General features: G+C 46.0%; 21 protein-coding genes and 1 tRNA gene. 11 read left to right on the plus strand and 11 right to left on the minus strand.

The genetic code is table 11. From position 1 onward, the window contains the following. The first annotated feature begins 1 nt into the window (after position 1). The gene (fdhF, locus tag GQ359_RS03575) at positions 2-2,893 is read left to right on the plus strand and encodes a formate dehydrogenase subunit alpha (protein ID WP_215387592.1); all 2,892 of its coding nucleotides are present in this window, start codon (positions 2-4) and stop codon (positions 2,891-2,893) included. A gap of 110 nt (positions 2,894-3,003) precedes the next feature. After that, complete coding sequence (gene nadB / locus GQ359_RS03580) at positions 3,004-4,665, plus strand: L-aspartate oxidase (RefSeq protein ID WP_215387594.1); 1,662 nt, start codon at positions 3,004-3,006, stop codon at positions 4,663-4,665. Positions 4,666-4,669: 4 nt separating this feature from the next. On the opposite strand, the gene GQ359_RS03585 is transcribed toward nadB, so the two are convergent. From GQ359_RS03585 to pgi, 6 genes are all read right to left on the minus strand, one after another. Beyond that, a complete protein-coding gene (locus tag GQ359_RS03585) occupies positions 4,670-4,942 on the minus strand; it encodes a BrnA antitoxin family protein (protein ID WP_215387596.1) in 273 nt (90 codons plus the stop codon). Continuing rightward, positions 4,902-5,114 (minus strand): BrnT family toxin, encoded by a 213-nt coding sequence (locus GQ359_RS03590; protein ID WP_251367947.1) that lies wholly within the window; start codon positions 5,112-5,114, stop codon positions 4,902-4,904. The genes GQ359_RS03585 and GQ359_RS03590 overlap by 41 nt, the downstream gene beginning before the upstream one ends. Positions 5,115-5,347: 233 nt before the next feature. Further along, the gene (nadC, locus tag GQ359_RS03595; protein WP_215387598.1) at positions 5,348-6,202 is read right to left on the minus strand and encodes a carboxylating nicotinate-nucleotide diphosphorylase; all 855 of its coding nucleotides are present in this window, start codon (positions 6,200-6,202) and stop codon (positions 5,348-5,350) included. Positions 6,203-6,251: 49 nt separating this feature from the next. Further along, a complete protein-coding gene (nadA, locus tag GQ359_RS03600; RefSeq protein WP_215387600.1) occupies positions 6,252-7,370 on the minus strand; it encodes a quinolinate synthase NadA in 1,119 nt (372 codons plus the stop codon). Between the two features lie 49 nt (positions 7,371-7,419). Then, entirely contained in the window at positions 7,420-8,805 is a 1,386-nt protein-coding gene (locus GQ359_RS03605) for a phosphomannomutase/phosphoglucomutase (RefSeq protein ID WP_215387601.1), read from the minus strand. Between the two features lie 44 nt (positions 8,806-8,849). Then, positions 8,850-10,346 carry a glucose-6-phosphate isomerase gene (gene pgi, locus GQ359_RS03610; RefSeq protein WP_215387603.1) on the minus strand — a complete coding sequence of 499 codons (1,497 nt, stop codon included), beginning with the start codon at positions 10,344-10,346 and terminating at the stop codon, positions 8,850-8,852. A 140-nt stretch (positions 10,347-10,486) separates the two neighbouring features. Here pgi and GQ359_RS03615 point away from each other — a divergent pair, with 140 nt between their 5' ends. From GQ359_RS03615 to GQ359_RS03625, 3 genes are all read left to right on the plus strand, one after another. Next, complete coding sequence (locus GQ359_RS03615; protein WP_215387605.1) at positions 10,487-11,623, plus strand: NAD(P)/FAD-dependent oxidoreductase; 1,137 nt, start codon at positions 10,487-10,489, stop codon at positions 11,621-11,623. 20 nt (positions 11,624-11,643) lie between these two features. Further along, a tRNA-Ser gene (locus GQ359_RS03620) sits at positions 11,644-11,733 on the plus strand. Positions 11,734-11,980: 247 nt separating this feature from the next. Then, positions 11,981-12,664, plus strand: coding sequence for a tetratricopeptide repeat protein (locus GQ359_RS03625; RefSeq protein WP_215303275.1), 684 nt, complete (start codon positions 11,981-11,983; stop codon positions 12,662-12,664). Between the two features lie 85 nt (positions 12,665-12,749). Here the strand turns inward: GQ359_RS03625 and GQ359_RS03630 are convergent, their stop codons facing one another. After that, on the minus strand, positions 12,750-13,331 hold the full coding sequence (locus GQ359_RS03630; RefSeq protein WP_215387606.1) for a hypothetical protein: 582 nt from the start codon (positions 13,329-13,331) through the stop codon (positions 12,750-12,752). A 282-nt stretch (positions 13,332-13,613) separates the two neighbouring features. Here GQ359_RS03630 and GQ359_RS03635 point away from each other — a divergent pair, with 282 nt between their 5' ends. The 5 genes from GQ359_RS03635 (at position 13,614) to GQ359_RS03655 (ending at position 18,819) form a co-directional block, all read left to right on the plus strand. Continuing rightward, entirely contained in the window at positions 13,614-13,964 is a 351-nt protein-coding gene (locus tag GQ359_RS03635; RefSeq protein ID WP_251367923.1) for a DUF1924 domain-containing protein, read from the plus strand. An 11-nt stretch (positions 13,965-13,975) separates the two neighbouring features. Continuing rightward, positions 13,976-14,437, plus strand: a complete 462-nt coding sequence (locus tag GQ359_RS03640) for a diheme cytochrome c (RefSeq protein ID WP_251367924.1) — start codon at positions 13,976-13,978, stop codon at positions 14,435-14,437. 8 nt (positions 14,438-14,445) lie between these two features. Further along, positions 14,446-15,120: a cytochrome b/b6 domain-containing protein gene (locus GQ359_RS03645; protein ID WP_215387609.1), complete on the plus strand. Its 675-nt coding sequence runs from the start codon at positions 14,446-14,448 to the stop codon at positions 15,118-15,120. Positions 15,121-15,179: 59 nt separating this feature from the next. Further along, positions 15,180-16,622: a sensor histidine kinase gene (locus GQ359_RS03650; protein WP_215387611.1), complete on the plus strand. Its 1,443-nt coding sequence runs from the start codon at positions 15,180-15,182 to the stop codon at positions 16,620-16,622. A gap of 94 nt (positions 16,623-16,716) precedes the next feature. Beyond that, complete coding sequence (locus tag GQ359_RS03655) at positions 16,717-18,819, plus strand: alkyl/aryl-sulfatase (RefSeq protein ID WP_215387613.1); 2,103 nt, start codon at positions 16,717-16,719, stop codon at positions 18,817-18,819. An 87-nt stretch (positions 18,820-18,906) separates the two neighbouring features. Here GQ359_RS03655 and GQ359_RS03660 read toward each other — a convergent pair whose 3' ends face one another. Next, the gene (locus GQ359_RS03660; protein ID WP_215387615.1) at positions 18,907-20,121 is read right to left on the minus strand and encodes a CaiB/BaiF CoA-transferase family protein; all 1,215 of its coding nucleotides are present in this window, start codon (positions 20,119-20,121) and stop codon (positions 18,907-18,909) included. A gap of 113 nt (positions 20,122-20,234) precedes the next feature. Between GQ359_RS03660 and GQ359_RS03665 the strand changes: the two genes are divergently transcribed. Then, positions 20,235-21,038: an enoyl-CoA hydratase/isomerase family protein gene (locus tag GQ359_RS03665; RefSeq protein WP_215387617.1), complete on the plus strand. Its 804-nt coding sequence runs from the start codon at positions 20,235-20,237 to the stop codon at positions 21,036-21,038. A gap of 27 nt (positions 21,039-21,065) precedes the next feature. On the opposite strand, the gene hemW is transcribed toward GQ359_RS03665, so the two are convergent. Genes hemW through rph form a run of 3 tightly spaced genes read right to left on the minus strand, consistent with a single transcriptional unit; the run spans position 21,066 to position 23,607 of the window. Next, the gene (gene hemW, locus GQ359_RS03670) at positions 21,066-22,292 is read right to left on the minus strand and encodes a radical SAM family heme chaperone HemW (protein ID WP_215387618.1); all 1,227 of its coding nucleotides are present in this window, start codon (positions 22,290-22,292) and stop codon (positions 21,066-21,068) included. Beyond that, positions 22,258-22,857: an RdgB/HAM1 family non-canonical purine NTP pyrophosphatase gene (gene rdgB, locus GQ359_RS03675; protein WP_215387620.1), complete on the minus strand. Its 600-nt coding sequence runs from the start codon at positions 22,855-22,857 to the stop codon at positions 22,258-22,260. The genes hemW and rdgB overlap by 35 nt, the downstream gene beginning before the upstream one ends. A gap of 18 nt (positions 22,858-22,875) precedes the next feature. After that, the gene (rph, locus tag GQ359_RS03680) at positions 22,876-23,607 is read right to left on the minus strand and encodes a ribonuclease PH (protein ID WP_215387622.1); all 732 of its coding nucleotides are present in this window, start codon (positions 23,605-23,607) and stop codon (positions 22,876-22,878) included. Between the last annotated feature and the right edge of the window lie 3 nt (positions 23,608-23,610).

Here is a 23,610-nt window from a genome sequence, read left to right on the forward strand (position 1 = left end):
TATGAACGCACCAGTAAATCCTAAAGAACTTGAGTTACAAACCGTAGAGTTCAAGCTAGATGGTCAAACTATCGTTTCTTACGAAGGTGAGACTATTCTCAAGGCGGCTAAACGCCATGGGATTGATATCCCACATCTGTGCTTTAAAGACGGTTACCGTCCTGACGGTAACTGCCGCGCTTGCGTTGTTGAGATAAATGGTGAGCGCACCTTAGCGCCAAGTTGCTGTCGGAGCGCAACTCCTGGCATGGAAGTCAAAGCCAATAGCGAGCGTGCATTGAAGAGTCAAAAGCTCGTGTTGGAGATGCTCTTATCCGATATGCCCGATGAAGGATTTAAGTGGGTTGGCGATAGCAAGGAAGAAGAGCAAAAAAATCAACACGGTGAGCTAAGCACTTGGGCTGCCCGCATGGATGTTACCGTCCGTCCTGAGCTCAAGGCATTGCGCCGTGAAAAAGTCAGCAATGACGTTTCTCACCCAGCGATGGCTGTGAACCTAGATGCTTGTATTCAATGTAATCGTTGCGTGCGTGCTTGCCGTGAAGAGCAGGTGAATGATGTGATTGGCTACGCAATGCGTGGCGCGCATAGTGAGATCGTATTTGATCTGAATGACCCAATGGGTGACAGTACTTGTGTTGCTTGTGGAGAGTGTGTGCAGGCTTGCCCAACAGGCGCATTAATGCCTAAGGGTTTGATCGGCTCACAAACAGTGGATCGCAAAGTAGATTCAGTATGTCCTTTCTGTGGCGTCGGTTGCCAAATTACTTATAACGTCAAAGATGAAAAGATTGTTAGCGTTGAGGGTCGTGATGGCCCAGCGAATCACAATCGCCTTTGTGTCAAAGGGCGCTTTGGTATGGACTACATCCATAATCCACAGCGCTTAACTAAGCCCTTGATTCGTAAAGCTGGCGTTGCTAAAGATGAAGCCTTGCTTGAAGGCAATCAAGATTGGTCAAATATTTTCCGTGAAGCAACATGGGAAGAGGCGCTGGAAGTTGCTGGTGGCGGTCTCAAGAAGCTCAAAGATCAATACGGCAATAAGGTCTTAGCTGGCTTTGGCTCTGCTAAAGGTAGTAATGAAGAAGCGTATTTATTCCAGAAGCTGGTGCGCACTGGCTTTGGTAGCAATAACGTAGATCACTGTACCCGTCTATGCCATGCATCATCCGTTGCTGCGCTATTAGAAGGCGTTGGTTCTGGTGCAGTAAGTAATCAAGTAAACGATGTTGAGCACTCGAGCTTGATCTTGTTGATTGGATCAAATCCGACAGCGAATCATCCAGTAGCAGCTACTTGGTTCAAGAACGCTGCTAAGCGTGGTGCAAAGATTGTGTTGTGTGATCCACGCAAGACAGATATTGCTAAGCATGCCTGGCGTACGATGCAGTTCAAGCCGGATAGTGACGTTGCCATGCTTAATGCCATGATTTATACGGTCATTGAAGAAGGTCTGGCTGATAAAGAATTTATTGCCAATCGCGCGAATAATTTTGAAGCTCTCAAAGAAAATATCAAGGGTTATAGCCCAGAAGCAATGGCGCCAATTTGCGGTATTCCGGCGGAGACCTTGCGTGAAGTGGCGCGCGAGTTCGCTACAACTAAGTCTGCAATGATTTTGTGGGGCATGGGTGTAAGCCAACACGTTCATGGAACTGACAATGCCCGTTGCTTAATTGCATTAGTCAGCATCACAGGTCAAATTGGTAAGCCAGGCTCTGGTTTGCATCCATTGCGTGGACAAAATAACGTGCAGGGTGCTAGTGATGCCGGTTTGATTCCGATGATGTTCCCGAACTATCAACGTGTTGATAATCCTGAAGCACATGCGTGGTTTGAGAAGTTCTGGGATACGCCGTTAGATAAGAAGCCTGGTTACACCGTTGTGGAAATCATGCATAAGATTACCGCTCCAGATAGTGACCCCGATAAGATTCGTGGCATGTATGTTGAGGGTGAGAACCCAGCGATGAGTGATCCTGATTTGAATCACGCCCGCCATGCTTTAGCTTCATTGGATCTCTTGGTGGTGCAAGATATTTTCATGACTGAGACTGCCCTCCTGGCGGATGTAGTATTGCCTGCAAGCGCATGGCCAGAAAAAGTCGGCACCGCAAGCAATACCGATCGTATGGTGCAAATGGGTAAGAAGGCTATTAATCCACCGGGTGATGCAAAGCCAGATTTATGGATCATCCAAGAGATCGCTAAACGCATGGGCCTTAATTGGAACTACCAAGGTCCAGATGATGGTGTTGCAGCAGTCTATGACGAAATGCGTCAAGCAATGCATGCAGCCATTAACGGCATTACTTGGGAGCGTCTGGAAAAAGAATCTAGTGTCACTTATCCATGCTTATCTGCTGAAGACCCAGGTCGTCCGATTGTGTTTAACGACAAGTTTGATACCAAAGATGGCAGAGTGAAGTTGGTACCAGCCGATATCATTCCTGCGAATGAGCGCCCAGATGCGGAGTATCCATTTGTGTTGATTACTGGTCGTCAGTTGGAGCATTGGCATACCGGCAGTATGACGCGCCGTGCTACTGTATTAGATGCAATTGAGCCTATGGCTACCGTTTCGATGCATGGCGAAGATATGACTCAGCTTGGCGTTGTTGCTGGCGATGTCATTACAGTTCAGTCGCGTCGTGGTGAAGTAGGTATTCATGTGCGTAGAGATGATGGCACGCCTCGTGGCGTCATCTTTATTCCGTTTGCCTACTTTGAAGCAGCAGCCAATCTGATTACTAATCCTGCATTAGATCCATTTGGCAAGATTCCGGAGTTTAAGTACTGTGCAGTCAAACTCGCTAAAGGTGGTCAAGCTTCAGTCTTTATGGGATACGGTACCAATGATCCTGAGAGGCGGAAGGCAACGGTGAACTAATAGCTTGCTTCACTCAGCCTCACTCAACAAAGCCCCTGTAGTCGGGGCTTTGTTGTTTTGGAAGCATAAAAATACCCAAAAGATGATTGCCCTTTAGAATTAACACTTCCATGGCAAGTTCTAAACCCTCAACACCCCAAGCTGATAGCAAAGCAGAGCTTCCTGTTCTCATTATTGGAGCAGGATTAGCCGGTCTAACCGTAGCGCTGCATATGGCCGAATCCCAACCAGTGATTCTGATGGCTAAGCGTGGTCTTGGCGAAGCAGCAACTGCTTGGGCACAAGGTGGCATTGTGGGGGTAGTAGATCAAGAGCATGACAGCATTGATTCTCATGTTGCTGACACCTTAGATGCAGGTGCAGGTCTCGTAGTGGAATCAACCGCACGTTACATTGCCGAAGAAAGCGCTGAAGCCATTCGTTGGTTGGTTGAGCAGGGTGTGCCCTTTACTACTGATGAGTCTGGTCCCATGGGTTTGCATTTAACGCGCGAGGGCGGTCATAGTCACCGTCGCATTGCGCATGCTGCGGATGCAACTGGTAAAGCCATCCATGAGGTTCTTCTCGATAAGGCTAGAGCGCATAAAAATATTCAGATCTTGGAGCACTGGATTGCTCTAGATCTGATTACCAATCGCCATCTAGATGCAAAGACACAGCGCAGTAAACCAAATCGTTGTTATGGGGTCTATGCGCTCGATATTAAAAACAATCGTGTAGAAACTATTGAAGCCAAGTCAGTAGTCTTGGCTACTGGTGGTGTTGGTAAGGTCTATCGGTACACAAGCAACCCTGATACTGCTACTGGCGATGGTATTGCCATGGCTTGGCGTGCAGGTTGTCGTGTCGGCAATATGGAATTTATTCAGTTTCATCCGACTTGTCTGTATCACCCAAGTGACCGCACATTTCTGATTACTGAAGCGATGCGTGGTGAGGGTGGCCTACTCAAGCTGCCAAATGGCACGCGCTTTATGCCCGAGCATGATGATCGCAATGAGTTAGCTCCGCGTGACATAGTTGCCCGAGCAATCGATTTTGAAATGAAGAAGCACGGTTTAGATTACGTACATCTGGACGCCACTCATCTGGGTGAAGCATTTATAAAAGAGCATTTCCCAATGATTTATGCGCGTTGCATGACTCTTGGTCTCGATATCACTAAGGAGCCAATACCGGTCGTGCCTGCAGCGCATTACACCTGTGGCGGTGTAGTTACCGATCTCAAGGGAAGAACAGACTTACCAGGTCTTTATGCTGTGGGTGAGGCAACATACACAGGCCTGCATGGAGCCAATCGTTTGGCTAGTAACTCCTTGCTAGAGTGTGTTGTGATTGGTAAGGCTGCCGCTGAAGACATTTCTCAACTCAAGACTCCTCTGATGCCAAAGCTGCCACTCTGGGATGAGAGTCAAGTAGAGGATGCCGATGAGCAGGTTGTCATTGCCCATAACTGGGATGAATTGCGCTCTTTGATGTGGAACTACGTTGGCATCGTGAGAACCAATCGACGCCTAGAACGCGCTCTACACCGAATTAAGCTCCTCAGATATGAGGTGCAAGAGTATTACGCTAACTTTAAAGTCACGCGCGATCTCATTGAGCTACGTAATTTGCTGGAGTGTGCAGAGTTGATCGTCAGATCTGCCCTGATGCGTAGAGAGAGTAGGGGACTGCATTACAGTCGCGATTATCCAGGCACTTGGGCCGTTTCTTATCCAACCATCCTGACGCCTCAGGCTGAGGGAACTTCAGAAAATCCTGAGACTTAAAAAATTACAGATCGCCTTTCAACACAGCATCTTTAATATATTTGTTGAGGCGAGTTTGCCAGCCTTTACCGCTTGCGCGCAGCTTTTCCAGTACATCAAAGTCCATTCTGAGGCTCAACATTTCTTTGGTATTTTTAATGGGTGGTCTGCCGACACCTCTTTTGATTAGAGTGTCACCAACATATACATGGGCATCCTTAAACCATTGTTCGTCTAACTCTGGTGCATCGTCTGGATCAACCCATTCTTCCTGTGTACTTTTTAATTTCACGTTCATTTGCCCTCCTTAAACTGATGATTCTTTTGTTGATGCCTCTGTAAGTCCATACGACGACAACTGGAAAATTGTCTAGGTAACCAAAACTGAAGACCCTAACTTCGCCGTAATTTTTCCTGTCATCAATTTGATCCATGTGTGAAGCTTCAAAGATCTCATTCGCTCTAGCCATATCAAGGCCGCGCGTGAATAAAGTGATTTCTCGCTTTGCATCATCAAATTCCAGCACTAGTCGTCCTATTAATGTATATACAAAAATAATTAATGTCAATACATAAATTGATGACTCAAAGACTGAAGGCCCAATAAATGTATGGGATGAGTCTAGAAAAGAAAAACCCTGCGAAATATCAGCAGGGCCCTATTTGGATGTCAGTCGTGGGCTGACATAGATGAATTAATTACCTACAAAACTCTCATCGAGAAATCCACCGCCTTGATATCTTTAGTTAGTTTTCCGAGGGAGATGCGATCAACACCAGTGGCAGCTATAGCTCGCATCTGATCTAAATCGATGCCACCAGATGCCTCAAGTAGAGCGCGACCCTTAGTAATGGCAACTGCTTCTTTCATCTGTTCGGTAGTGAAGTTATCAATCAAGATACTTTTTGCGCCAGCATTTAAGGCTTCTTCAAGCTCGGAAAAATTCTCTACCTCAACCTGAATGTCCACCCCAGAGTTGAGGGCTTGCGCGGCTTTAATGGCGGCAGAGACACCGCCTGCAGCAGCAATGTGATTCTCTTTAATGAGGATGCCATGCCATAAAGCAAGACGTTGATTTTGACCCCCGCCCACTAGTACTGCATACTTTTGTGCGCGACGTAAACCTGGAATAGTCTTACGTGTATCCAGCACTGCACAGCCATTGGGGTTGGGACTCACGCCCTGAATCGCATCCACATGCTGACGCGCAATGCTGGCAGTCCAGGAGAGTGTTTGCAAGAAGTTAATGCAAGGACGTTCAGCTGAAAGGAGGGCGCGTGAGTCAGCCTCGATGTCGCAGACTTTAGTATCAGCCTTCATGGGGTCGCCCTCCATGTAATGCCAAGTCACTTTAGCATTTGGATCTAACTTCTTAAGTGTGCCCTCAAACCAATCCACTCCACATAGTACGGCTGCTTGGCGAACAATGAGCTGTGCATGAACGGGTTTGCTTGGAACCAACATTGCAGTCCAGTCACCCGTACCAATATCTTCCATCAAAGCATCATGAATATTGCGTTGACGGGCTTGCTCTAAAGTTTCGTTGTATTCAAACATGAATAAATCGGTCTACATTAAGGAATAATCAAAAGATATCAAGAAACAACTAAGCAACACCAATATTCTTGACGAAACCATGCTGTGCTTTAGCTAAGAGATCGGGGTGGTTTTTAGTGAAGTCGAGCATGCGTTCTATACAGCCGAGTGCCTTAATACGAATGGGCTCTTCAATGAGGATTTCACCGGAAGCATTCTCTAGACAATTCAAAATTCCTTGCAAGCCATTCATGGCCATCCAAGGACAATGGGCGCAACTCTTGCAAGTGGCGCTATTGCCAGCAGTAGGTGCTTCAATCAATATTTTATTGGGAGCTAATTGACGCATACGATGCAAGATGCCGTTGTCTGTAGCCACAATATATTCAGTGGCGGAGCCTTCGACTACAGCTTTAATCATGGCTGAAGTAGATCCTACTACATCGGCTAAATCCACTACAGCTTGCGGAGATTCAGGGTGAACCAGAATCATTGCATTGGGATGGGAAGCCTTAAGCATCTCTAACTCAACAGCTTTAAATTCATCATGAACAATACAAGCGCCATTCCATAACAACATATCAGCGCCAGTCTGCTCTTGAATATAGCGACCTAAATGACGATCAGGTGCCCAAAGAATCTTCTTACCCTCAACTTTTAGTTGATGCACGATCGCTAAGGCACAAGAGCTTGTTACCATCCAATCGGCTTGTGCTTTAACTGCAGCGCTAGTATTGGCATAGACCACGACGGTACGATCTGGATGTGATGCTCTAAACGCAGCAAAGTTAGAAGCATCGCAACCCAAATCGAGAGAGCAGGTTGCCTCTAGATCAGGCATAAAGACGCGTTTTTCAGGGCTGAGGATTTTGGCGGACTCGCCCATGAAACGCACACCAGCAACAATCAGATTCTTAGCTGAATGATTTTTACCAAAGCGAGCCATCTCTAAAGAGTCAGCCACAAAACCACCGGTTTGCATGGCTAGGTCTTGGATATCGCCATCAACATAGTAGTGAGCCACCAAGGCGGCATCCTTCTCAATCAACAATTGCTTAATACGAGCAATCACAGCTGATTTGTGATCACCGTGGAGTGGTGGGGGTGTCTTAGCCCAAGCTTGGGCCGTGCAGGTTTCACCAACAGCATTTTGCTGAGGATAGTCGAAGGCAATTGGCTTTGAGATCATAGGTAATTTTATCTCTATTGCACTACTTGACACTGTGCAATCTTCAATCTTAGAAGGGTAATTTTGCCTCTGGCTTGGCAGCGAGCAATACCATCTTAAATTCCGCCTGAATCCGCTTAATCGCTTCTTCACTATCTGCCTCAAAACGCATGACTACTACGGGCGTTGTATTGGAGGGTCTAGCTAGACCAAATCCATCGGCATACTCCACGCGCACACCATCAATCGTATTGATTGACTCTGATGTCGGGAACTTTGCATTGGCTTTAATAGTTTCTAGCAAGGCAAAGGGTTCACCTTCAGCACAAGCCAGCTGCAACTCTGGAGTACAGATAGCATTGGGTAGATTATTTAATGTATCGCTTGGATTTTTTTCTTTGCTGAGAATCTCTAGTAAGCGGGCGCCTGTATACAGACCATCATCAAAACCAAACCAACGATCTTTAAAGAAGATATGACCACTCATCTCGCCAGCTAGTGGGGCGCCGGTTTCTTTTAGCTTGGCTTTGACTAGGGAATGGCCTGTTTTCCACATGATGGGTTCGCCACCATGTTCTTTGACATAGGTTGCTAAATTACGAGTGCATTTCACATCATAAATAATTTGGCCGCCTGGATTGCGGGCGAGAACGTCTTTAGCAAAGAGCATCATCTGGCGATCTGGAAAAATCACTTGGCCATCTTTGGTCACTACGCCCAAACGATCCGCATCGCCATCAAAGGCAAGGCCTAATTCATTATCGGTAGTCTGAAGATTCTTGATGAGATCTTGTAAATTTTCGATATGTGCTGGATCAGGGTGGTGATTGGGAAAATGCCCATCCACTTCGCAGAATAGCTCTGCAACCTCACAGCCTAAAGCTCTAAACAACTTCCCAGCAAATGCACCACCAACACCATTACCGCAATCTACGGCAATCTTCATGGGGCGAGCAAGTTTGATGTCTCCTACGATGTAATTGAGATACATTGGGAAAATATCAAAAGTGCTTCTAGTGCCTTGGCCTACGGCAAACTTCTTCGCTTCAATGCGCTTACGTAAATCCTGAATTTTTTCCCCGTAAATCGCCGCTGTCCCCAAAACCATTTTGAAGCCGTTGTAATTAGGTGGGTTGTGGCTGCCGGTAATCATGATCCCGGACCTTGGTGTCTTGCCATTAATCGTATGGTTAGCAGCAAAGTACACCATCGGTGTTGCAACCATCCCTAGATCAATTACATTAATACCGGTGGAAAGCAGGCCTTCAGTAAGAGCCTCAATCAAGCTGGGGCCAGATAGGCGACCATCACGACCGATGACGATATCTGTTTCACCAAGCTCACGCATCTCAGTGCCAAATGCTTGGCCAATGAGTTTGGCGATTGAGGGATCTAAGGTCTCATCAATGATGCCGCGGATGTCATACGCTTTAAAAATAGATGGAGACAATTGCATTACAGATCCTTTGGTAAATACACCCAAACAATGCTGGGCGAAAACTAGTCATTTGAATTTAATAAATTAATGCGAGCAGCAGTCACCGCATCAATATCTGTACTAGCTTGAATATCATTCTGATGACTTGCGAGGGCCTTCTCAATTGGCTTAGCTAGTACTTTGCCGTATTCCACGCCAGGTTGATCAAAGCTATTGATATTCCAGAGTGCGCCTAATGTTGCTGTACGGTTCTCGTATAAAGCAAGCAGGGCGCCAAGATAAAAAGCGTTGAGCTTAGGAAACAATAAGAGATTGCTCGGACGTTTGCCGGGGTAAACATCATTTGGATTGCTGGCGGTTTTGCCATTGGCTAGTGCCTGAGCTTGTGCCAAGCAGTTAGAAAGCAGAATGCGATGATGTGCTACTGCCTCTGGTCTATCACTCATCGGCTCACGTACGGCAATGAAATCAATTGGAATGATTTCTGTACCTTGATGAAAGAGCTGGAAGTAAGAGTGTTGCGCATTGCTACCTGCGCTGCCAAATACGACTGGTGAAGAATGCTTAACAGGCTTGCCATCGCGATCAACACTCTTGCCGTTACTCTCCATATCCAGCTGTTGCAACCACTTTGGAAACCAATCCAAGGCATCGGCATACGGAATAGCAGCATAAGCCTTGATATTGTGTTTCTCTTGCTGGTATAGCAAGGTGAGCGCCATGATAACGGGCAGATTTTCTTCGAGAGATGCATTCTTAAAATGCAAATCCATGGCCTCAGCACCAGCCAAAAATTGTTTGAAAGTCTCAAAGCCATATTGCAAGGCAATAGGTAAGCTAACTGCTGACCACACGGAGTAGCGACCGCCAACCCAATCCCAGAAAGGAAAAATATTTTCTTCTTCAACCCCAAAGTCTTTAGCGGCAGGAATATTGGCGGTGACCGCATACAAAGCATGTGCAATTTGACTTGACGTGCGTCCACTCTCTTTAAGCCAAGCCACAACGGCTTTGGCATTCATGGAAGTTTCGAGAGTCGTAAATGATTTCGAGACCACAATCACGCGGGTGCTATGAGGCTGAGCGCGCGCCAAAATGCGTGCTAATTCAGCGGTATCAATGTTCGCTAAGAAATGCATGCGCATTCCGCGACTTTCAATGCCAGGCACATGTGCTAAAGCTTCAATTGCTAAGCGGGGGCCAAAGTCAGACCCACCGATCCCAATGTGAATCACATCTGTGACACCAACCCATTTGTTGCAAAGTGCTTCAATGCGACGCCAAACCTCAGATACTGCTGGCATAACGTCTGAACCATCAATCAGTACTGGCGTTTTGCTCAGATTGCGCAGCGCCGAATGGAGGGCAGGGCGATCTTCGCTATTGTTGATGTGCTTACCAGCAAACAGGTCTGCAATGAACTGCTCTAACTGAGATTTACGAGCATTCGCAAATAACTTTGCCCAGTCGCTGGCGTCAATTCCTTGATAGGCGGTATCGAGCACCACATCAAGGGCAGAGTGAACACTGTTACTGGCTAATTGGGCTTGCAAGGACATTCCTAGATTTTATCAATAAGGACATCAAAACCCCCTTAAAACGCTGAAAATGTTACGATTTCATCAATAACAAGGCTTTAGCTTGGGCAAAAGTCATCACAAGATTGAGACATATCTGAAATCAGGTCAGGAATAGCGGAATGGAGCAGGTTGATTGCGTCGTAGTAGGCGCTGGAGTGGTTGGATTAGCAGTTGCTCGCGAGATGGCATTGCAGGGTCGAGAAACTATCCTGCTCGAGCGCGAAGATTCATTCGGAACTATTAGCAGTGCACGTAATAGTGAAGTCATTCATGCGGGGATTTATTACCCAAAAGATTCTCTCAAGGCCAAACTCTGCGTGGAAGGCAATCGGCTCTTGTATGAATACTGCCGCATTCATCAGGTGAGCACACAAGCTTATGGAAAGCTGATTGTTGCTGCTGATACTAGTCAGCTAGATGATCTCCAGGCTATTTTGTACAAAGCGCAAAACAATCAAGTACCCGATATCAAGATGATCTCAGGAGCGCAAGCCAAAGCGCTTGAGCCGCAGTTGCAGTGTGAAGCAGCAGTGCTCTCAGCATCAACGGGTGTAGTCGATAGTCATGGATTAATGTTGTCACTGCTAGGTGGTTTTGAAGATGCGGGTGGTATGGTTGCATACCAATCTCCATTGCTTGGCGCTAAGCCAATTGGCAATGCTGCCGAAAGCGGGTTCGAGCTCACGATTGGCGGTGCCGATGGCATGACTATTCAGACCAAGTTACTGATCAATTGCGCGGGACTTAGCGCCCCAGCATTAGCTCAAAAAATCGAAGGCCTCTCGAAAGATCTGATACCTAAAGCTTACTTCGCCAAAGGCAACTACTTCTCTTTATCCGGAAAGTCTCCGTTCAGCCATTTGATTTACCCCATTCCTGAACCTGGCGGATTAGGCGTTCATCTAACGCTTGATATGGGTGGACAGGCGAAGTTTGGTCCTGATGTGGAATGGCTCGATATTGATGATGAAAGTCAAATTAACTATACGGTCGATCCAAAACGGGGAGAAGGCTTTTACGCCGCAGTAAGGCAATACTGGCCAGGCCTAAAAGACGGTGCTTTGCAGGCGGATTACTCTGGTGTCAGGGCCAAAATCGTCCCGCCAAATGCCCCAGCAGGAGACTTTTACTTCGAAGGGCCTGAGCAGCATCAGCTTCAAGGCTTATTTAACCTCTATGGCTTTGAGTCCCCAGGCCTCACCTCTTGTTTGGCAATTGCCCAGCATTTGGAGGCGCAGATCAAAAGTTCTTTATAATCTAGGACTCAAATCGCAAAGGAAGAGTGGCAGAGCGGTTGAATGCACCAGTCTTGAAAACTGGCGAGGATGAAAGTCCTCCGTGAGTTCGAATCTCACCTCTTCCGCCAAGTTAATAGGTATTACAAGGGTTTGTGGCAATACAACAGCCTTGTTACCAAAATCGTTACCAAAGCCATCCTGCGGGGTGGCTTTTTTCTTGGTCGCTACTGGCTCGCCATCAGTCAAAAAATCTGCTTTGTGATGCCAGAAAGATCCTGCTCATAGGGGTATCCCTAAATAAAATTAATGTCTTTATAGTGGGTCAATAATTTCTAACAATAAGAATCTCAGGGTTCTATAGGGACTAAGACAAATATGTATGACGATCAATCACGCCTTGATTTAGGGCAACTAAATATCGAGCGCGGAAGTTATTCTGCTGCATTTGATATCTTTTATGGCCTCGCTAAAGATCGCGCTAGCGAAGATGCACTTTATGCATTAACTAAGATGTGTTTTGATGGCCGCCTAAACCCCGAGCAAATCAATACGCTATTTACATTACAGAACTCAAATAGTAGTTTGGGTAATGGTTATGCGCACTTTAATGTGGGCTTAATGTTTGAGCGCGGCATGGGTGATGTTAAGCAAGATTACAAAACTGCCGTCGAGTACTATGAAAAAGCAATCAAAGAAGAAGTGCTAGATGCCTACTGTAATTTAGGCAATATTTACATTCTGGGTACAGGTGTAGCGCACGGTGTAGTCCCAAATCGCGAAAAAGGTATTGCCTTGTTAAAAAAAGGTGCGGAGGAGGGTAGTAGGCAGGCTGCATTTACCTTAGGTTCTTTATATGCAACTGGCGACATTATTGAGCAGGATCTCAAGCAGGGATACCTCTATTTAACCCTGGCTGCTTTTGCTAAGCATGATCAGGCAAAGCGGGTTCTCCTGATATTTGAACATGCTCACCCAGGCAACTACCGGGAGGAATTTGACACGGCTCAGCAACAATATTGGAAGATTGAAACTATGCGTAGGCTTTATAAGTGCGTTTAATGCCCTTGGGCTAAAGCCAAATAAAAACCCCAGCAATCACTTGCTGGGGTTTTGTCTTTCTACTAACTAGAAAAGCGTTATCGCATTACTTCTTTGCAGCTGGTGCACTTACAACAGCGGCAATTGCTTCTGTGTACACGACTCTAACTTGGTCGTTTACAGCGATATCTTTCATCAAGTCAGGATTCTGAACTTTAACTTTAAAGATGTTTCCTTGAGGGCCTTTTAAAGATACGGTATTTTTAGCTGCATCAATCGCTTCAACATTCGCAGTTGCAGTTACGGTGTTGCTAGTGATCATGCCTGGCTTATCGCCTTGTGGGGCAGTAGTAGTGCTAGTAGTAACTTGCTCACTAGTGGTGCCTGGGTTTTTTACCTTAACCAATTCAATCGCTACAGCGAGTTCATAAACAACGTCAAAACGATCACCCACTTTGATTTCAGCAAAGTTCTTTACTTCAGGACCAGCAACAATAGTCGATTCACCATCTTGATTTTTGAGAGTAACTGTACGAGTTGCAGCATCAATCTTGATTACTTCACCGTCATAAATGAGAGCAGTTTCTTGAGCAGCTACGGCAGCAACAGGAGGCTTTGGTTGATTGAGCATGAAGTAGGCAGCTGCAGCAATAGCAGTAAGAATGATCACAATGACTATTTTTTTCATAACGGTATTAATCCTTAATAAATTGAGGTGCATTAGCTTTGAGTGGTAATGCAGTAATTGATAAATGCACTTAATTTGGCATTTATATAGATTGTAATACTCATACCAACTAACGGAATCATTTTGGAGGGGAGTTTCAGTCAATCAACTCTAAATACCCGACTATTTTGCTTACTTATCAAAATGGACTGTCATATCAATGGCGCATACTAAGTAAATAGTATGAGTAGTGTTAATAGAGAGGCATGTATGTTTTGGAAGTTATTTTCGGGGCTTGTTTTCATGGGCCTGCCCCTTATAGTTAGCGCGGCAACGCCTCAGGACTTACTAAAGTCTTATGAGGCTCAATCTGGTAAAGCATCACCCAGTAGAGGAGAGCAGTTCTTCAATGCCAAGCACGGTAAGGAATGGAGCTGTGCATCCTGTCATGAAAATCCCCCAAATCACGACACTAAACACATTGTGACTGGGAAGGTGATTAAGCCATTGGCACCTAGCGCCAATCCTGCACGATTTACTGATGAGGCCAAGGCTGAGAAATGGTTTAAGCGTAACTGCAATGATGTACTAGGCAGAGACTGTAGTGCACAAGAAAAAGCGGATGTCCTCTCTTGGTTAATGACTGTTAAATGAATCTCCCCAATATGAAAAAAATTCTTCTAATTGCTTTCTCCATACTGATGGCGGCATCACCTACATTCGCTGCAAAAATGGCAATGCCTGCAGATGCACCAGCTTCATACGAGGCTGAGTGTGCAAGTTGCCATATGGCCTATCCACCAGCATTATTAAGCGAACAAAGCTGGAAAAATGTCATGTCTGGCCTATCCAAGCACTTTGGTACCGATGCCAGTGTAGATGCAAAGACTCAAACTGAAATTACAAGCTGGTTAATAAAGAATGCCGCTACTCGACAGAAGTACAGTGAGACCGCCCCCGAAAACCGCATTACCAAAACATCATGGTTTATTCGTAAGCATGATGAAGTGAGGGCAGATGTTTGGAAGCGGGCAAGCATCAAGAGCCCTGCCAATTGTGGAGCTTGTCATATTGATGCTGATAAAGGCATTTTTAGTGAGAACAATATTAAGATCCCAGCGAAATGAGCCATCAGATGAATGAGTCAATTCGTGATGGAGTTGGAGCCACTGGCAAGGTAAGGGAAGCCATTATGGTGTGGGACATGCCGGTGAGAGTGTTTCATTGGCTACTAGTAATTTGTTTTGCTGGTGCTTGGCTTAGCTCAGAGAGTGAGCGATGGGCCATGATTCACTATGCATTTGGATATACCGCGTGTTTACTTGTTCTTATTCGCTTAGTGTGGGGTCTGATTGGCACTCGCTATGCCAGATTTAGTCAATTTCTGAAGAAACCAAAGGCAGTGCTTGAACATTTTATGGCTATGCTACGCGGCCATCCTCATCACGATGTTGGGCACAACCCAGCGGGCGGTCTGGTTATGTTTGCGCTGATGCTCCTCATCTTGATTATTGGGTTGAGTGGTTATTTATCCATTAAAGAGTTTCTAGGTAATTTTGTTTCAGAGATTCATGAGGCGATTTCTAGTTTAGTTTTGGGCCTAGTCGTCGTTCATATTGTTGCCGCAGTTGGCATGAGCTTGATCGAAAGACAAAATCTCATCAGATCAATGGTGACAGGTAAGAAGCAGGGTATGCCAGAGCAAGGAATTCCTTATCCACAATATCTAATCGGCGCCCTCATTTTTCTTGGTGCTCTCTACTTCTTCTACCTCACTTTAACTGGCAAATTGCCTAGCCTGACTCAGTAAAAGTCTCCCCGATATATGATTGAGATAGGGGATATTCACCTCGTTGTACGATAGATGGCATGAAGCTCCTCATAGCCCTGTATTTCTATATTCTTGCCACTATTCAGTTGGGCTTGCTATTGGGTGTCTATCACTACTATCGCTCTCAAAGTGCTGTTAGGCCAAGCGCTTATTGGATGGGATCTTTGGTGGTGAGTATTTTGGCCTTAGCCATCTTTGGCACTGGAGTTTTGACTATTGAGGATGTATCAAAGCCAGAATTTAATTTCACCATAGCCAATACATTGTTCTATGTGGCCGCTATTTTGCAATTGCTATTTTGTAGGTCACTGAATCAGCCAATTAGTAAACGAATCGAATACGCCTTCATATTTTCGGTCTTGATTTTCATTCCATTCTTTGAGTGGATGCGGATTCATGGCACATTCGAAATCCGAACTGCAGTCATTTGTGTCATTACTGGATCTTTCTTTATTTGGCAGATTGTTCAATTACGCGAAAAGAGAAAGTCCACTCCTTCAAAGCAATTAATGTATTTGCAATATGCCACTACTGCAGAATTATTTTTTGCTATTGGGCGGCTCTCTGTAGTCGTTGCATCTGGTTTCACTATTCGTCAGGTTGAGCAGATTCCTCAATTTTTGATTCTTCTGACAATCATGCAAATCGTGATGAACACGCTGGCTTACATTGCCATTGGTGGTTATTGGTCTGAGCGTATTGCATTAGCAAGCGCTCAATCGCAAACTGAGAATAAAGAAATTAAATCCTTGTTGATGGAGCGTGAAAATCTCATCTCCAATTTACTGAAGGCCAATAAAACTGTGGCAACAGGAGCTTTGTCAGCCTCTATAGCCCATGAGCTTAACCAGCCCTTGGGGGCCTCGCAACTGAATATTCAGTTTCTACAGAAGAAGTTATCTGAAGGTCATTTGACTGCCGAGCAGAATCAAGAGATTCTGGCTGCATTACTGGCTGATAACCAGCGCGCTACCAATATCATTCAATCGTTGCGCTCTATATTCTCTGATGGAAAGATTGGCGCCGAACAGATCGAGCTTGACGAATTAATCGAATCTATTCTCAAGATTACTAAGCCAGAAATTCAGGCCAAGAATATTCAAGTGGTTCTAGATCTGCGCTCGAATTCGGTAATTAACGTTAATCGTGGTGAGATCCAGCAAGTGCTTCTGAATCTCATTAATAACGCAATCCAGGCCCTAAGTGAATCCACTCGATCCTCTCGAATGCTCCAGATTGAGAGTCGAGATGTTTCTGGGGGTGTTCAATTGCTTATCTCTGACAATGGCGGCGGCGTTCCAATTGATGCCCAGATACACTTATTTGAATTGCTCTCCAATAGCAATAAGCGTTCAGGCATGGGCTTGGGTTTATGGCTTTGCCAACATATTGTTTCTCGTCACGGTGGCAGCATTCGTTATGAGGATGCCTCTAGCGGCGGGGCTCAATTTACCGTCTTTTTGCCATCCACCCAAGACTAGCTTACTAGCTGTAGGGCTAATTGCCCAATGGCAGCCCATTCTTTACATTCGATAAGTAGCTTTTTACCAATATTCGCATTAGCTCAAGGCCAACATGAAAACCCAATTAACTCTGATTGCTGCATCTATCGCACTCATTTCTGGAAATGCTGTTTTTGCAGCTGGCGGCGGTGGAGTCGTTGCTGATCCTGGCGCAATGCAGGGTAAGCACTTTGACGCTAAAGGCAAAGCCCCCTCGACCTTTACGGTGGAGCTGCAGAATGGCTTACGCAAAACCCTGCCTTTCGAAGACAAGCGTGATTTTGAAGAATCCAAGAGGGGTTTCATCGCTGCTCCTGCTTATAAAACCATCATGGCAGATGCAGGTAACGTAGCCTGGGATATGGGTAGCTATGAGTTCTTATTGCAGGGCAAGGATTTTGATAGCGTTCATCCATCTTTACAGCGCCAAGCCATTCTTAATATGGGATATGGTCTCTATGAAGTCGTCCCAGGAAAGATTTATCAAGTACGCGGCTTTGACTTATCCAATATTAGTTTTGTTAAAACCAATACCGGTTGGATTGTCTTTGATCCACTGACCTCCAAAGAGACTGCAAGAGCAGCTTTGGAATTAGTTAACGAGAAGCTAGGCAAGCGTCCAGTTGTTGCGGTGGTGTATTCCCACTCCCATGCTGATCACTTTGGTGGTGTGCGTGGTGTGGTTGATGAGGCTGATGTAAAGAGCGGCAAAGTGAAGATCATTGCTCCGGCTGGCTTTATGGATCATGCTGTTGCAGAGAACGTATACGCAGGCAATGCCATGACACGCCGTCTGTATTTTCAGTACGGTGTTTTATTGCCGCGCAGCCCATTTGGTCACGTTGATCAATCCATTGGTAAAAACACAGCCGCAGGCAATCTCGGCTTAATCGAACCTACCATTCTCATTAATGAGCCATTTGAAAAAATGACAGTAGATGGCGTGGAGATGGAGTTTCAAAATACGCCAGGTACAGAAGCGCCCGCTGAGATGAATACTTATTTCCCACAGATGAAGGCATTCTGGGCTGCTGAAAACATTACCGGCACCATTCATAACATCTATACCTTGCGTGGTGCTTTAGTGCGCGATGCCTTGGCATGGTCCAAGAATATTAATAATGCCCTATATCGCTATGGCAACGAAGCACAGGTGATGTTTGCTTCTCATTCATGGCCACGCTGGGGCAATGATCGCGTGCAGGAAGTCATGCGTACTCAGCGCGATAGTTACGCCCACTTGAATAATGAAGTTCTGCATTTGGCGAATAATGGCGTCACGATCAATGAAGTGCATAACGTTTACAAGCAGCCAGAGAGCTTAAAGTCTCAGTGGGCAGCGCATAGCTACCATGGCTCAGAGGAGCACAACAGTCGTGCGGTCATCAATCGTTACCTGGGTTACTGGGATGCTAATCCTGCTACTTTGATTCCCTTATCACCAAAAGATTCTGCACCGTTATATGTCGAGATGATGGGTGGTGCCGGCAAGATCATGGCAAAGGGTAAGCAACTCTATAAACAAGGTAAATACCATGAAGCAATGGAGATTGTGAATAAATTGGTTTATGCAGAACCAAACAACACAGCAGCTAAAGATTTGCTAGCGGATATTTTTGAACAAATTGGTTACCAAAAGGAAAGTCCAAGTGTGCGTAATAGTTTCTTGGGCGCTGCCTACGAACTGCGTCACGGTATGCCTTCTGGAGCATCACCAAAGACTAATGGCCCTGACATGATCAGAGCAATGACTACTGAGCTATGGCTCAATGCCTTAGCCATTAGCATGGATAGTAAAAAGGCTGCGGGTATGAAGTTCACTATTAATCTCGACACCCCAGATAATGGTGAAAAGTTTGTAATCGAGATGAGTAATTCTGCGCTAACTAATATCAAAGGCTATCAGGATAAAAACCCCAACCTGACTATCATCGTGAACCGTAGCGACTTAGAGAAAGTCATGGGTGGTCAAACTACCTTTGAAAAACTCCAAGCCGAAGGAAAGGCTAAATTTGAAGGTGACCGTAAAGCATTTGATCAATTGCGAAGCACGATGACTACTTTTACACCGGACTTTGAGTTGATGCCTGGTACCAAATCTAAAAAAGCCCCACCTGCTCAATCAATCAAAGAACCATTTGAGGCTCCTCCGATCGCCAATTCAGATGGTGCTTAATGAAGTCACATTGTGATTAGATCGGTAATTGTGAAATAGAAAATGGGCTCCTGGGAGCCCATTTTTTTATCTAAATGCGTTGGTAACTCAGGCTGCGAAAGCGCCACCATCTTCTAGCGATTTCAGTTCGTCACCGGCAATACCCAATTCCTGAAGCACCTCATTGGTGTGCTCCCCAAGCAGTGGGGGATGTCTAGATACCTGCTGTGGAGTCCCCATCATCTTGACAGCAAAGCCGATATTTGGAACCTTGCCTTCAATCGGATGATCGATTTCCATGCGCATCTTGCGATGCTTGCCATGTTCGCTATCAAACGCCTGAGGATAGGTGTTGATTGGCCCTGCTGGGATGCCAGCCGCTAGCAGGAGATCCACCCATTCTTCACTGGTTTTAGTAACGAAAGTCTTTTCAAGTTCAGATGCCAGTATTAAGCGATTGGCAAGACGCAAGGGATTCGTTCTAAATAATGGATCCTCAAACAATTCAGGGCGCCCAATTTTGTCGCAGAGCAGTTTCCATAGTTTTTGATTCGTAGCGCCCATGACAAAGTAGCCGTCAGAGGCCTTCATGGCCTGATAGGGTGCACTCATATGATTAGCAGTACCAAGCTTGTAGGGTTCAACACCAGTGCCCCAGTACTGGGCTGTATCCCAAATTGAAAACGCTAGTGCGGAATCAAATAGAGATGCGTCAATGAATTGACCCTCACCTGATTTGGTTTTACCAATATAAGCAGACAGAATTCCATAGACTGCAAAGAGGGCGCAACCAATATCAGCTACTGGAACGCCTGCTTTTACTGGAGGGCCATCGGGATAGCCAGTCACACTCATGACGCCGGACATGGCCTGTGCCATCAAATCAAAACCCGGGCGGTCAGCCCATGGACCTGTTTGACCAAATCCAGAGATGCTAGCGTAGACCAAACCTGGGTTGATATCTTTGAGTGTTTGGTAATCGATGCCGAGTTTTTTCATGACCCCAGGTCGATAGTTTTCAACCAAGATATCTGCAGTCTTCACTAATTCAAAGAAGACTTTTTTACCAGCGTCAGTTTTTAGATTGAGAGTAACGCTACGCTTATTGCGATTCATATTCAGAAAGCCCATGCTATCTGAACCTTTCATCTTGAATCCCATGGCACCACGAGTTTGGTCACCCGTGCCTGGAGGTTCAATTTTGATGACATCTGCACCTAGGTCGGCAAGCAGCATGCAGCAGTAGGGGCCCGCCATGACTTGACTCACATCAAGTACCCTAACGCCCGCCAGTGGCAGGGGTTTACTATTTAAAGCGTTCATTTTGTCTCAATTATTTTTATGTTTAGAATGAAGTGCTAATAATAGCTGTCAATATAAATCAAATAGAGAGACCTTGTTGTGAGCCTAGCCCATAGGCTTCATTGATCAATTTCATGGCCAATACCGAAGCTTCCAAAACGCCGTCACTTGCCGAAGTTCATTTAGAGCTTCGTAACGGTATGGCATTCATTACCTTTGATCATGTAACTGCGCGCAATGCAATGACTGCGCAGATGTATCAAAGCTTAAAGACCATTTGCCAAGATTTAGCTATGAACTCCGCGGTACGAGTTGCCATTCTGCGCGGCGCCGGTGGTAAATCTTTTGTCTCCGGTAGTGATATCGCCCAGTTCGCCAGCTTTACATCTGGTGAGGATGGTATTCGCTATGAGGAAGGAATTGACGACTACCTTGCTCCATTAGCCATGTTGCCCATCCCCACCATCGCAGTCATTGATGGCATGGCAGTAGGCGGTGGACTTGCTATTGCGAGTTGCTGTGACTTTCGCATCTCTACGCCAGATGCGCGCTTTGGAGTACCAATTGCCAAGACACTGGGCAATTGTCTATCTGCTGGCAATGTAGCTTGGCTTGCTGCACATCTTGGTATCAATATCGTCAAACGCATGTTGCTATTGGCTGAGCTCGTGACTGCACCAGAATTACTCAAGCAAGGCTATCTATTGGCTAGTTATCCTGCTGAAGAACTTGAGCATGAAGCAAATCAGTTGGCAGAGCGTTTAATGAACTTAGCTCCCATCACACAAAAATCCACTAAGCAAACGCTGGCAAGAATAATTAAGAATAACTTGCCAGATTGCAGTGATTTAATTCGAGAATGCTACGGCAGTGAGGACTTTAAGAATGGGGTGACTGCATTTTTGGATGGAAAGCCACCCATCTGGACAGGAAAGTAATTCAGTTCCCAGACCAGTATCTAGTTCTTACAAAAACATCTCTTGTAAATTATTCAGGTAACGCAAGCCTTGTTCGGTAGCCTTAAGCTTGTTGGGGTTTGAATCTAATAAACCTTTTTTGCAGGCCTCATCCAATCCTTTTGAAACAACGTTTAGTGGTAAGCCTGTGCGCTCGCTAAAGGTGATGGTATCTACACCATCAGTGAGGCGCAATGTATTGAGCATGAATTCGAAAGGGAGATCTTTGCTTGGAATCTCCCTAGCTTCAATCAAGGCATTACCTTTGCTTTCCATTGCCTGCATATAGGTCTCGGGGTGACGCTCGCGCACTTGTCGGGTGATTTTTTCTGGGAAGGAGATCTTTCCATGGGCTCCTGCACCAATCCCGATGTAATCACCAAAGCGCCAGTAATTGAGATTGTGTTTGCACTCTTGATCTTTCTTGGCGTAGGCAGAGACCTCGTACCGTCTATAGCCAGCCGCTTCAAGAAGAGCTAAATTCTGCTCAAAGATCGCATCAATCTGATCTTCATTAGGCAATTTGGGTGGGAAATTGGCAAAGTAGGTATTGGGCTCAAGCGTTAAGTTATAGAAAGATAGGTGCGGGGTCTTAAAGGAGAGCGCAGTTTCAATATCTGCTTTAGCAGCTTCCAAGGTTTGATTTGGTAGGCCGTACATCAAATCTAAATTGACCGACTTGAAGTGCTCCATAGCAATCTCAATAGCGCGCTTGGCTTCTTCGCCATTATGAATACGTCCCAAGGCTTTTAACTGCTCATCCTGAAAACTCTGGATGCCTAAAGAGACGCGATTGATGCCCGCCTTAGCAAAGCCTGCAAACTTATCAGTCTCCACAGAGCCTGGATTGGCTTCCATAGTGATCTCGCAATCGGGCTCTAGGTTTATCCGTGCCCGAATGGCAGAGAGCAATTCATTCATACCGTCAGCAGATAACAAGCTAGGCGTACCTCCACCAATAAAGATGCTGTGGACTTGACGACCCCAGATGCGAGGCAGTTCTGTCTCGAGATCAGTAATAAGCGCTTTGATGTAGCGCGCCTCATCATATCCCTGTGAAGCTTTCACGCCATTGCCCGCATCTTTAATTTGATGTGAGTTGAAGTCGCAATATGGACACTTCTTTTCGCACCACGGAAAATGAATGTACAAAGACAGCGGAGGTAGGGCAGTGAGTTTTGGCGTAGTGGCCAAAACGGGATTAAGCGTGTTCAGCACGGCTTTGAAGTTTTGCAATGAGTTCGCGTAATGCTTGGCCACGGTGGCTAATAAGATTCTTCTCTGAAGATTCTAGTTCTGCGGCAGTGATGCCGAGCTCAGGCAAAAGGAAGTGCGGGTCGTAACCAAATCCATAACCTCCCTTGGCCTCATCAATCATTTGCCCATACCAGCGGGTTTGCACAATCAGTGGCTCTGGATCATTAGCGCTATTGACCATCACGAGCGCGCAGACATAATGCGCTCCACGATCCGCTTTCCCTTTCAGGGCTGCAATCAGTTTTTGATTGTTAGCAGCGCTATCCCCATCAACACCTGCATAACGTGCTGAGTAGACTCCAGGTGCGCCATCTAATGCGTGGGCACAAATTCCGGAATCATCGGCAAGAGCAGGTAGGCCACTAGCTGCGCTGGCATGACGTGCTTTAGCCAACGCATTCTCAACAAAGGTGTGATGCGGCTCTTCTGCTGACGGAATGCCTAACTCACCCTGAGGGATAACCTGAAAATGAAAGGGCGCCAAGAGCTCCTGGAACTCTCGAACCTTACCGGCATTGTTAGAAGCGAGAACGAGTTTTTGCACCTGCTACCCTTTGATCTTTTATTTAAATGCTTCTTTTTGGAGTTGCGTTAAATCCGCAATACCTTGCTCTGCTAAATCTAAGAGCGCGTTTAATTCAGAGCGGGAGAACGCTGCGCCTTCAGCGGTACCTTGCACTTCAATCATTCCGCCTTTGCCGGTCATAACGACATTCATATCCGTATCGCAAGAAGAGTCCTCTGGGTAATCCAAATCAAGCACTGGGACACCTTGGTAGATGCCAACAGAAATCGCTGCAACGCTATCAATAATAGGATCTGACTTGAGTACACCACTTTGCAGGAGAGTATTAATCGCATCACGTGCGGCAACATAAGCGCCCGTAATCGATGCAGTCCTGGTTCCACCGTCAGCCTGTAAGACATCACAGTCAAGATGGATAGTTCTTTCACCCAATATTTTGAGATCAAAGACGCTACGCATCGCACGGCCAATCAAGCGCTGAATCTCTTGTGTGCGACCAGACTGCTTACCTCGTGCAGCTTCACGATCGCTACGGGTGTGAGTGGAGCGGGGGAGCATGCCGTATTCAGCGGTAACCCAGCCTTCACCTGAGCCTTTTTTATGAGGAGGTACCTTTTCCAGAACACTGGCGGTACAGAGCACCTTGGTGTCACCAAAGGCAATCAGAACTGAGCCTTCTGCATGCTTAGTAAAAGCACGGCTGATACTCACTGGGCGCAATTGCGTAGGGGTGCGGCCACTAGGGCGGGTGATGTTGGGCTTGGTCATGGG

It is taken from the genome of Polynucleobacter sp. AM-7D1, assembly GCF_018688455.1.
In the GTDB taxonomy this organism is placed as follows: Bacteria; Pseudomonadota; Gammaproteobacteria; order Burkholderiales; family Burkholderiaceae; genus Polynucleobacter.